Origin of the sequence: Enemella evansiae, from assembly GCF_002250705.1 — a bacterium.
Classification (GTDB): Bacteria; Actinomycetota; Actinomycetes; order Propionibacteriales; family Propionibacteriaceae; genus Enemella; species Enemella evansiae.
This window is the reverse complement of the sequence record NZ_NMVP01000003.1, coordinates 123,412-133,700: the sequence shown is the minus strand read 5'-3', so window position 1 is coordinate 133,700 and position 10,289 is coordinate 123,412. Positions and strand designations below refer to the sequence as shown.

Annotated in this window: 11 protein-coding genes and 1 tRNA gene; 8 read left to right on the top strand and 4 right to left on the bottom strand. The window is 68.2% G+C overall.

Annotation, left to right across the window (positions count from 1 at the left end; genetic code table 11):
- The first annotated feature begins 297 nt into the window (after positions 1–297).
- The 3 genes from BI335_RS05065 to BI335_RS05055 are packed head-to-tail and all read left to right on the top strand — an operon-like array spanning position 298 to position 3,699.
- Entirely contained in the window at positions 298–1,899 is a 1,602-nt protein-coding gene (locus BI335_RS05065) for a hypothetical protein (protein WP_094429855.1), read from the top strand.
- Between the two features lie 44 nt (positions 1,900–1,943).
- Positions 1,944–3,353, top strand: coding sequence for a DUF2252 domain-containing protein (locus BI335_RS05060; protein ID WP_094429854.1), 1,410 nt, complete (start codon positions 1,944–1,946; stop codon positions 3,351–3,353).
- Positions 3,354–3,405: 52 nt separating this feature from the next.
- Complete coding sequence (locus tag BI335_RS05055; protein ID WP_094401796.1) at positions 3,406–3,699, top strand: putative quinol monooxygenase; 294 nt, start codon at positions 3,406–3,408, stop codon at positions 3,697–3,699.
- Between the two features lie 70 nt (positions 3,700–3,769).
- Here BI335_RS05055 and BI335_RS05050 read toward each other — a convergent pair.
- Together BI335_RS05050 and BI335_RS05045 are read right to left on the bottom strand one after the other, a co-directional pair.
- Positions 3,770–3,843, bottom strand: a tRNA-Pro gene (locus tag BI335_RS05050).
- A 71-nt stretch (positions 3,844–3,914) separates the two neighbouring features.
- Positions 3,915–5,228, bottom strand: coding sequence for an LGFP repeat-containing protein (locus tag BI335_RS05045; RefSeq protein WP_144009072.1), 1,314 nt, complete (start codon positions 5,226–5,228; stop codon positions 3,915–3,917).
- Positions 5,229–5,408: 180 nt separating this feature from the next.
- On the opposite strand from BI335_RS05045, the gene BI335_RS05040 reads away from it, so the two are divergent.
- Both BI335_RS05040 and BI335_RS05035 read left to right on the top strand, forming a co-directional pair.
- Positions 5,409–6,212 carry a CoA transferase subunit A gene (locus tag BI335_RS05040; protein WP_094356321.1) on the top strand — a complete coding sequence of 268 codons (804 nt, stop codon included), beginning with the start codon at positions 5,409–5,411 and terminating at the stop codon, positions 6,210–6,212.
- A 1-nt stretch (position 6,213) separates the two neighbouring features.
- A complete protein-coding gene (locus BI335_RS05035; protein WP_094356322.1) occupies positions 6,214–6,849 on the top strand; it encodes a CoA transferase subunit B in 636 nt (211 codons plus the stop codon).
- A gap of 3 nt (positions 6,850–6,852) precedes the next feature.
- Here BI335_RS05035 and BI335_RS05030 read toward each other — a convergent pair whose 3' ends face one another.
- Together BI335_RS05030 and BI335_RS05025 are read right to left on the bottom strand one after the other, a co-directional pair.
- Positions 6,853–7,236, bottom strand: coding sequence for a hypothetical protein (locus tag BI335_RS05030; RefSeq protein ID WP_094356323.1), 384 nt, complete (start codon positions 7,234–7,236; stop codon positions 6,853–6,855).
- A 9-nt stretch (positions 7,237–7,245) separates the two neighbouring features.
- Positions 7,246–8,178, bottom strand: coding sequence for a LysR substrate-binding domain-containing protein (locus BI335_RS05025; RefSeq protein ID WP_094429852.1), 933 nt, complete (start codon positions 8,176–8,178; stop codon positions 7,246–7,248).
- 117 nt (positions 8,179–8,295) lie between these two features.
- Here BI335_RS05025 and BI335_RS05020 point away from each other — a divergent pair, with 117 nt between their 5' ends.
- The 3 genes from BI335_RS05020 to BI335_RS05010 are packed head-to-tail and all read left to right on the top strand — an operon-like array spanning position 8,296 to position 10,282.
- On the top strand, positions 8,296–8,718 hold the full coding sequence (locus BI335_RS05020; RefSeq protein ID WP_094429851.1) for a RidA family protein: 423 nt from the start codon (positions 8,296–8,298) through the stop codon (positions 8,716–8,718).
- Positions 8,715–9,239: a 3-hydroxyanthranilate 3,4-dioxygenase gene (locus BI335_RS05015; protein ID WP_229117683.1), complete on the top strand. Its 525-nt coding sequence runs from the start codon at positions 8,715–8,717 to the stop codon at positions 9,237–9,239. Before BI335_RS05020 ends, BI335_RS05015 begins: the two co-directional genes overlap by 4 nt.
- Positions 9,236–10,282, top strand: coding sequence for an amidohydrolase family protein (locus BI335_RS05010; RefSeq protein ID WP_229119451.1), 1,047 nt, complete (start codon positions 9,236–9,238; stop codon positions 10,280–10,282). Before BI335_RS05015 ends, BI335_RS05010 begins: the two co-directional genes overlap by 4 nt.
- Positions 10,283–10,289: the final 7 nt, after the last annotated feature.

Sequence of the window (10,289 nt, the reverse complement as noted above, 5' to 3'; positions counted from 1 at the left end):
TCGGCTACAAAGTCATCCTGCAACCCGCCGCCTGACCACAACCCCTACAACCACTCCCACCGACGAGTCACGCCGCCGGACGCTCCACCGCGCGTGGCTGAGTCCATTCTCGGACTAGGTCGCGCAGCGACCGTGTCGAGATGAACCAGGCACGCCCCTGCGCCGGCTGAGCGACCGAGGAACGAGGGAGTCGAAGCCAAGCCCACAGACTCGCCCAAGAACTTCTCCAAACCCTCTTGACTGAATCAAACACAGTGACTATTGTTGGATGCAGCAGATGAGAGGAGGTGACCAAAGATGACCACCAACGAACGAGCCCAAGTGTTCGCCGCGATCCGCGCCGAAAGCGACACCATCGCCCAGGCCGAAGCACACCGCCTGGTCGCGATCGCCGCCGCCTGCGACACCTACTCCGGCCTCAACACCCACACCGACGAACTCACCACCCGCGTGCTCCACGGTGAACAACTCGTCTTCCCCGGCGCCGACGGCACCCCCGGCATCACCGAGTTCTTCCACCTCGAACTCGCGCTCTCCCTCGAGTGTTCACCCGAGACCGCGCAGGTCTGGACCGCCGACGTGCTCAACCTCCGCCACCGGCACCCGATCCTGTGGCAAGCCACCCTCGACTGCGACATCCCCGTCTGGGTCGCCCGCGACATCTCCCGCGCCGCCCTGCACTTGAACTTCACCCAGGCCCGCGAATTCGACTCCCTCTGGTCACTCCGGCTGGTCAACCTCACCCCGAAACGAGCGGTGGCGACGACCGAGGCCCAGGTCGCGTTGATTCTCAACGACGACAAAGAAGCCGAACGCCAGGCCGCCAAGAAGCAACGCCGCGTCGAGTTCCAGTCGTCCTCGATAGCAGGGATCACGAACCTGTTCGCATCGATGGACGCTTGTGATGCGCACCAGCTCAACGGCACCCTCGACCGCCTGGCCGATGTCTTGAAAGCCGGCGGCTCCACCGCCGGCCGTGACGAGCTCCGCGCCGAAGCCCTCGGCCACCTCGCGCATCCCGACCGGGCCCGACAGTTGCTCCAGCCGTCGTTGCTCGACGGTGCGATCGTCACCCCGCAAGGGGATGTGGTCAACAGCAACGGCGAAGTCGTCACAACGACAAGCGAGAGGTGCCGGCACGGCGCCGGGCTGATCCTGCACATGAACTCCCGAGACCTGGCCAACGGCCGTGGTGGTGAAGGCGAAGCACTCGGGCCCGTCACCCTCCAGCATCTGAAAGAACTGCTGGAGCACTGCTCCGGCACCGTGAAAGTGCGGCCGGTCATCGACCTGGCCGCCCCGGTGATGGTCAACACCTACCGACCCAGCGACGAGTTGGCGCAGCGGGTGAAGCTGCGGGACCGCTACGTCCGCTTCCCGCACTCCAATCGCTCCGCGTTCGGCCGCGGGATCGACCTGGACCACACCATCCCCGCACCCGACGGACCGACCAGCTCGAGCAATCTGGGACCGCTGACCCGAACCCCGCACCGCGCGGTCACCCACGGCGGCTTCCTCATCGAACAACTCTCCTCAGGGGTGTTCCACTGGAAAACTCCCGCCGGGCAGGAAGCCTGGCTCACGCCCCACGGCACCTGGGACCACCCACCACCCGACCACCTGATCAACGACCCGGCCGCCTCCCTGTCCCGGACCGAGCAACTCCTCCGCGACACCCTCGGCAACGGCCAGACCCAGTTGGAGAAGGAACAGGCCGAAGCCGAACAAGCCGCCGACGAAGCTCGCGAACGCGAGCGACTCCGCCGCGCCCGCAAAGCCCAACGCCTCCGCGACCTACGCCAGGCGGCCCGCGACCAGGCCAACGCAGCCAAACAGAAGAGGGCGAAGAAGCCGGCTCCGCCGGATTCCCAACCTGCCCTGATTCCCAACCAGGGCTAGGTTTTCACACGCCCATCGAGCAGGCCGGTATGCCAAGATGGCGCATGAGCAGCCCCACCCGGCACACCGTGCGCACCCGCGAAGAGCAGATCGAGGCCGGGTTGGACGCCCGCGAACGCATCCCGCCGGCGAGTCTCGGTGAGCTGGCGGGGTACGCCGGGCGTACCGACCCGGTCGACCTGCTGGCCGACCAGTCCGCCGACCGGATCGCCGAGCTGGTACCGATCCGCTACGGCCGGATGGCCGCGACCCCGTTCACCTTCTTTCGCGGCGCCGCGCTGCCGATGGCCGACGACCTCTCGCGTACCCCGAACTCCGGGATCACCGTCTGGCTCTGCGGGGACGCCCACCTGAGCAACTTCGGGTTGTACGCCACCCCCGAGCGGGAACTCGCGTTCGACCTGAACGACTTCGATGAGGCATACCCCGGCCCGTTCGAGTGGGACGTGAAACGGCTGGCCGCCAGCATCATGGTCGCCGGCCGCGAGAACGGTTTCACCAGGAAGGAGGCGCGGCGCGCGGTCCGCGCGATGGCGAAGCGCTACCGTGCGGTGATCCGCGAGCAGGCCGACAAGCACACCCTGGCGGTCTGGTATTCCGGGGTGAAGGCCACCGACATGGTCGAGGCGGTCGGCGCGGAGCTGGACACCTCGGCGACGAAGAAGACCCGCAAGGCGCTGCAGAAGGCCCGGCACCGCAACAACGTGCAGGCCTGGGGCAAGCTGACCCACGAGGTCGACGGGATCCGCCGGTTCACCGACGAGCCGCCGCTGATCGTCCCGATCCACCAGCTCGCCTCCCCCGAGCTGATCGCCAACGGCTTCCAGAACGTGCGCCAGGCGTTCGACCGGTACCGCAGCACGCTCAGCTTCGCGCACCGCCACCTGCTCAACGAGTTCGAGGTCAGCGACATCGCCCGCAAGGTCGTCGGGGTGGGCAGCGTCGGGATGGATGCCTGGATCGCGCTGATGCACGGGGCGGCGCAGGACGACCCGCTGATCCTGCAGCTCAAGCAGGCGACCACCTCGGTGCTGCAGCGCTATCTGCCCGGCCCGGCGTACCAGCATCACGGGGAACGGGTCGTCGACGGACAGACCCTGATGCAGCGCACCAGCGACATCTTCCTGGGCTGGCAACGCACCGAGGGCGTCGATGGGACGACCCGCGACTACTACGTGCGCCAGCTGCGCGACGGCAAGGGCTCGGTCGTCGTCGAGGCGCTGACACCGCAGGAGATGGCGATGTACGCCGAGTTCTGCGGGACGGCGCTGGCGTACGCCCATGCCCGCGGCGGTGACCGCTACGAGATCGCGGCCTATCTGGGTGAGGACAACGTCTTCGACAAGGCGATGGTCGCCTTCGCCGACGCGTACGCGGCCCGGAATCACGAGGACTACGAGAAGTTCACCGCGGCCATCGCCGAAGGCAGCCTTCCCGCCGAGACCGGCGTGTGATGCTGGAGCCTGTCAGCGGCGAACGCGGATCGGAGCCAAGGAGAGGAATGACATGACCAAGGTGCTGTACGCCGAGTTCACCGCGACCCCCGGCAATGCCGACCGGGTCGCCGAACTGCTGGCCGGGTTGGCCAGGGATGTGCGGGCCGAGGAGGGCAATCTGATCTTCGACGCCCATCGGCTCAGCGAGGACCGGGACAAGTTCTTCGTCTATGAGGTCTATCGCGACGACGACGCCTTCGAAACCCACATCGCCGCCCCCTATGGCGCGGTGTTCAATGCCGCCCTCAACGACCTGATCGTTGAGGACCACTCGGTGCTGACCTTCCTCGATCCGATCGAGTGACCCCGCCCACCGCAGACATGACAGAAGGCCCTGGTCGGAGAAACTTCTCCGGACCAGGGCCTTCGCGTTGTCGGGGTGACAGGATTTGAACCTGCGACCTCTTCGTCCCGAACGAAGCGCGCTACCAAGCTGCGCCACACCCCGATGCCCCGAACCGTCGGCTCCGGGCACCCGATGAATGATAGACCCACCGAGGTTCGGGCCACAAACCGGAATCAGCGGGTGATGGTGATGGTGTCGTAGGGGCGGACCTCGCGCGCGACGGTCCGCAGCTGCTCACCATCGATCGTGATCCCGGCGCGGGCGGTGCCGTCGTCGGCCTGCACTGCGGCCGCGCGCGCACCCTGGTCGAGCGCGATCGCGATCCGCGGGTCGGCGCCGGCGAGATAGGGATTCGTCCCCAGTGGGTACGCCTCGGCGAGCGGATAGCTGCCCGCGGCCAGCCCGCTCTCCCGGGCATCGGCCGCGACGACCTGATCGAATCCGCAGGTCGAATTGGTGCGCAGATAGAGCTTCAGCGAGGCGGTGGCGCCGGTGCCGCTGACCACGGTGAGGCTGCGGTTGTTCGCCGGCCAGACCACATCGACCCCGTCCAGGGTGAACCGGCACTCGGTCCACAGCGGCGAGGATTCCGGGCGCCCGGTCATCTCGATCCGGGTCGCACCGCTCGCCGCGTCATAGCCGATCCGGCCGTACTGGAAGTCGCTGGCCCGCCCGCCGGGCACGGCGTACTCACCGCCGACCGGCAGCCCCAACTCGGACACCTCCGCACCCACTGCCCGGTAGCGGGCCGCGATCGCACCCTGCACCGCCTGGGCACCGGTGGCCGGCGACCAGAGGATGACCCCGTTGCTGAAGCTGCTCACCCGGCTGCCCGGCAGCCGGCCGTCCTCCTCGTCGCTGGTCGGCAGACCCAGACCGGCCCCGACCTGGCGGTAGCGCTCGGCGATCACACCCTGCACGGCGTACGCGCCGAGCTCCGGTGTCCAGTAGATCTGGCCGTTCTGGAATGCGGTCCGCCGGGCACCGAGGTGACCGTCGGTCTCGTTGCCGACCGGCAGCCCGAGCGCCTCCCGCACGGCCGGATCCCCGGCGTACCGGCCGTCGATCTCCCCGAAGACCACCTGCGCACCGGTCTCGGCGGACCAGTAGATGGCACCACCGGTGAACCGGCTCTGCCGGCTGCCCGGACGCGAGCCGTCCTGCTCGTCACCGACCGGGGCGCCGAGCCGGGTCTGCTCGGCCGCGCTCAGGGTGCTGAACCGCCGCTCGATCGCACCCACCAGGACCCGGGCGGCCGGTGGGGCGTAGTAGATGGTGCCACCGGCGAAGCGCTGGATCCGGCTGCCGGGCACCGGCCCATCGGTCTCCGCGCCGGCCGGGCTGCCGAGATAGGAGTTCGTCCCGCCGAGCTGCTGCCAGCGCTCGGTGATCGGGGTGGGCGCGTTCGGGGCCGCGGACGCCGAGGGCGCGAGCAGCGCGAGCACGGCCACGCCGAGCCCGAACACCATCGCGAACCGTCGGCGCACGATCACTCCTCTCCTCACCGTTCGGCAGCGTAGACGGGTGCGCGCGGGGGGCCTAGAAACTCTCAGCCGCCGGCTGAGGGTTGGCGTACGCCCGATCGGGCCACCCTGCAGCCATCGGCGGGGCGCGTTAGGCTGCCCGGGAGCGCCCAATCGGGTTCTGGCAACGATGAGGGAGATGGCATGGACAAGGTGGTCCGTTCGGCCGCCGAGGCGGTGGCGGAGATCCAGGACGGGTCCCGGCTGACCGTCGGCGGGTTCGGGTTGTGCGGCATTCCGATGGTGCTGATCAAGGCGCTGCACGATGCGGGCACGACCGATCTCGAAGTGGTGTCGAACAACTGCGGGGTCGATGACTGGGGGCTGGGCATCCTGCTGGGTGACAAGCGGATCAACCGCATCATCGCCTCCTATGTCGGTGAGAACAAGGAATTCGCGCGGCAGTACCTCTCCGGGGAGCTCGAGGTGGAGCTGACCCCGCAGGGCACGCTGGCGGAGCGGATGCGGGCCGGCGGCAGCGGGATCCCCGCCTTCTACACCGTCACCGGTGTCGGCACCCAGGTGGCCGATGGTGGCCTGCCGTGGCGCTACGACGCCGACGGCAATGTCGTGAAATCCTCGCCACCGAAGGAAACCCGGGTCTTCGAGACCCTCGATGGCGACAAGGAGTTCGTGCTCGAGCACGCCATCGTCTCCGACTTCGGCCTGGTCCGCGCCTGGAAGGGCGACCGGCACGGGAACCTGGTGTTCCGCGAGGCCGCGCAGAACTTCAACCCGGTGTGCGCGATGGCCGGCAAGGTGACGATCGCCGAGGTCGAGGAGCTCGTCGAACCGGGCGAGATCGATCCCGCCGAGGTGCATCTGCCGGGTGTCTATGTGCACAAGGTGGTTCCGCTGACCCCGGAACAGGCCGCCGACAAGCGGATCGAGAAGACCACCGTACGCCCCCGCCCGGAGTCGGCGGACGCGCAGAGCAAGGAGGCCTGAGATGCCCTGGACCCGTGAGCAGATGGCCGCCCGCGCCGCGCAGGAGCTGGAGGACGGCTCCTATGTGAACCTCGGCATCGGGCTGCCGACGATGGTGCCAAACTATGTCGCCGACGATGTGGAACTGGTGCTGCAGTCCGAGAACGGCATCCTCGGCACGGGGGCGTACCCCTATGAGGGTGATGAGGATCCCGACCTGATCAATGCCGGCAAGGAGACCGTGACGCTGCGCAAGGGCGCCTCGCTCTTCGATTCCGCGCTCAGCTTCGGGATGATCCGTGGCGGCAAGATCGACGCCGCGATCCTCGGCGCCATGCAGGTGTCGAAGAACGGTGACATCGCCAACTGGATGATCCCCGGCAAGATGGTCAAGGGCCCCGGCGGGGCGATGGATCTGGTGCACGGCGCCAAGAAGGTGATCGTGCTGATGGAGCACGTCGCCAAGGACGGCTCCTACAAGGTGGTCAACGAGTGCTCGCTGCCCTACACCGGCAAGGGTGTGGTGCAGCGGATCATCTCCGACCTCGGCGTCATCGATGTCACCGAGAACGGCCTGGAACTGATCGAACTCGCCCCGGACGTCACCGAGCAGGAGATCCGCGACAAGACCGAACCGGAGCTGATCAGCAAGCTCTGAGGGTCAGCGCGGCGGTTGCTGGGTCTGTTGCAGGTACGCCCCGGGCGGACCCGGCGGGTGGGTCGATTGCGCGCCCTGGCGTCCACCCCAGGCCTTGACGACCGCCAGCACCAGGCAGACCGTGCTGGCCAGTCCGAGCACGCTCGCGACGATCTGCGGCACGAGGACGATCAGGACCCGGTCGGCGGAGTCGGAGGCGAGGGCCGTCACCGCGGGGAAGCTCGCCCGCGCCAGCAACATCAGCACACCGGCCACCACGACCAGCACCCGCACGGTGCCACCGGTCTTGACGATCGCGAAGATCAGCACCGCAAGCGTCGCCAGGGTGAACGCGATGGACATCACGGACACGATGAGGCCGATCTGCGCGACCGAGGTTGATCCCATGCGGCAACGCTAGTCGGCGGTGGTGTCAGCGATCTCGCGGCCCGCGTCGATGAGGGCGGTGAGCATGGCATCGGCGGCGGGGGTCCGCGCGGTGCCGCGGAGGACGGTGACCCCGACCGACCAGCCGACCTCATCCAGCGGCAGGTCGAGTGTGGTCAGGGCCGGGTCGTCGCGGACCAGCGACCGCGGCAGGATCCCGAGGTACCGCCCGGTGCCCAGCAGCCGCCGGATGGTCAGGAAGGTGTTGCACTCCACCACATTCGCCGGCAGCACGCAGCCGTGCCGGGTGAAGAACTGCTCCACCTCGGTGCGCAGGGTGGTCTCGGCGACCGGCAGCAGCCACGGCTGGCCCAGCAGCTCGGGCAGCTCCGGCGGCGCGGCCGAGGCGAGCGGATGCCCGGTACCGACCGTGAGCGCCATCGGCTCGCGATACACGCCATGGAAGGAGAAACGGGGATCGTCCTGTTGTGCCGCCCGCCCGGTGATCAGGTCCAGTCCACCCGCCGCCAGGGCCGAACGCAGCATCCCCACGGTGTCCTCGCGGACCACCACCCGCAGTCCCGGATGCCGACTCTTCAGCCGGTCGATCGCCAACGGCAGCAGCAGATGCGCCGCCGCCAGATAGGTGCCGACGGTGACCGTGCCCAGATCGGCGCGCCCGAGCTGCTCGAGGTGGGTCTGCGCGCTGCGCAGCTCCGCCAGCACCGACTGCGCGTGCCGGACGAACGCCGCACCGTAGTCGGTGACCGTCATCCCCCGCGGGTGCCGCTCGAACAGAGGTACGCCCAGGATCTCCTCGAGTTCCTGGATCGCCCGGGTGACCACCGGCTGGCTGATGTAGAGCTCCTCGGCGGCCCGGACCAGGCTGCCGTGCTCCGCCACGGCCGTGACCAGTGTCAGGTGCCGCAGCTTCAGCCGGCTGTCGAATCCTCGCGTGCTCATCCCGCCCCCTCCGCGTACACCTATGCCCGGAGAGGCATAGCCCCTGCGCGAAATCCTACTGGCTGGGTATCGCCCCCGGGGGCACAATCAAACCAGAGCAGCCGAGCAAGGAGGACCATGACCGACGCCAGAACCGTGCCGGGCAAGGCGAAACCGCGCGGCCGCTTCCCGCATGTGAAGGTCTCCGGCGGGTTCGCATTCGTCTCCGGCACCAGCAGCCGTCGCCCGGACAACACCTTCGCCGGGGTCGAGGTCGACGAGCTGGGCACCACGAACCTGGACATCCGCGCCCAGACCGAGGCGGTGATCGGCAATCTCGCCGACATCCTGGCCGAGGTCGGTGCCGGGCTGTCCGACATCGTGCAGATCACCACCTTCCTGGTGAACATGAACGACTTCGGTGGCTACAACGAGGTGTACGCCCAGCACTTCGAGGAGACCGGGCCGGCGCGCACCACGGTCGCGGTGCACCAACTCCCCCATCCCCATCTGCTGATCGAGATCCAGGCCATCGCAAGCATCCCGGAGGAGCAATCGTGAGCATCCCGACCGTCTTCAACTTCGAACGTTGGATCGCCGAGCATCAGGACCAGCTCCGGCCACCGGTGAACAACAAGCAGATGTATGAGCAGACCGCCGACTTCATCATCCAGGTCGTCGGTGGCCCCAACCAGCGCACCGACTTCCATGTCGACCCCTACGAGGAGTGGTTCTACCAGTACCGCGGCTCGATGCACGTCAACATCCAGACCGAGAACGGGGCCGAGCGGGTCGTCATCAACGAGGGTGACATGTGGCTGCTGCCGGGCAATGTGCCGCATTCGCCGCAGCGCCCCGAGGCCGGGTCGATCGGCATCGTGGTGGAACGGATCCGCCCCGAGGGTGTCCTCGAGTCCTTCCGCTGGTACTGCCCCGAGTGCAACCACCAGCTCCATGAGGTGGAGTTGCAGGTGCGTGACATCGTCGCCGACCTGCCGCCGGCCTTCGAGAAGTTCTATGCCGACGAGGAACTGCGACACTGTGCCAACTGCGGTGCGGTCCATCCGGGGCGCGGCGCGTGAGCCAGGAATCCCAGCCACCGTTGACGAATCCGATCCTGGACAAGGTCGACGCCCATTCCCATCACGTCCCGCACGGTTGGCCGGAGCTGGCCGAGGTCGCCGGTGGTGGGGCGGACTGGCCATGGCTGAAACCGCTCACCGAGCGGGAGGCGATGATCATGGTCGGCTCGACCGAGTTCCGGCGGATCGGTGACAACTGCTGGTCCCCCGAGGTCCGCCTGTCCGACATGGCGCGCAGCGGGGTCACCCACCAGGTGGTGTCACCGACCCCGGTGTTCTTCGGCTACGACCGCCCGCCGGAACAGGCGATGCGGGTGGCCCGGGTGTTCAACGATCTGGGTCGGGAGATGTTCGCCGACACCGGCGAGGCGTTCAGCACCTTCTGCCAGGTGCCGCTGCAGGATGCCGACCTGGCGTGTGCGGAGCTGGACCGCTGCCTGGCGAACGGTCACCGCGGTGTCGAGATCGGCAACCATGTCGGCGACCGCGATCTCGACGACGCGGGCATCGTCACCTTCCTGCAGCACTGCGCCGAGGTCGGTGCACCGGTTTTCGTGCACCCGTGGGACATGCCGAACTCGCCGCGGCTGAACCGCTACATGCTGCAATGGCTGACCGGGATGCCGGCAGAGACCCATCTGTCGATCCTGTCGCTGATCCTCAGCGGCGCCTTCGACCGGATCGATGACCGGCTGCGGATCGCCTTCGCCCACGGCGGTGGGTCGTTCGCGTTCTGGCTCGGCCGGGTGGAGAACGCCTGGCAGCGCTCCCCGAATGTCAACCGGGGCAGCGAAAAACCGCCGTCACACTATCTGGACCGGATCCTGGTGGATTCGGTGGTCTTCGACCAGCGGGCGCTGCGGCTGCTGGTGGACACCCTCGGCGCCGACCACGTGCTGCTCGGCTCGGACCACCCCTATCCGCTCGGCGAGGAGCCGGTCGGCCAGGTCGTCGAGGACGCCGAGGCCGCCGATTGGCTCACCGCCGAGCAGGCGGCGGCGATCCGTGGCGGCAACGCGCGCCGCTATCTCGGTCTCGCCTAGGCGTACC

Bases quoted from the DNA above. Each gene is read 5' to 3' on its own strand.
- BI335_RS05025 (WP_094429852.1), bottom strand. From the start codon at position 8,178: ATGAGCACGCGAGGATTCGACAGCCGGCTGAAGCTGCGGCACCTGACA.
- BI335_RS05030 (WP_094356323.1), bottom strand. From the start codon at position 7,236: ATGGGATCAACCTCGGTCGCGCAGATCGGCCTCATCGTGTCCGTGATG.
- BI335_RS05040 (WP_094356321.1), top strand. From the start codon at position 5,409: ATGGACAAGGTGGTCCGTTCGGCCGCCGAGGCGGTGGCGGAGATCCAG.
- BI335_RS05020 (WP_094429851.1), top strand. From the start codon at position 8,296: ATGACCGACGCCAGAACCGTGCCGGGCAAGGCGAAACCGCGCGGCCGC.
- BI335_RS05035 (WP_094356322.1), top strand. From the start codon at position 6,214: ATGCCCTGGACCCGTGAGCAGATGGCCGCCCGCGCCGCGCAGGAGCTG.
- BI335_RS05055 (WP_094401796.1), top strand. From the start codon at position 3,406: ATGACCAAGGTGCTGTACGCCGAGTTCACCGCGACCCCCGGCAATGCC.
- BI335_RS05065 (WP_094429855.1), top strand. From the start codon at position 298: ATGACCACCAACGAACGAGCCCAAGTGTTCGCCGCGATCCGCGCCGAA.
- BI335_RS05060 (WP_094429854.1), top strand. From the start codon at position 1,944: ATGAGCAGCCCCACCCGGCACACCGTGCGCACCCGCGAAGAGCAGATC.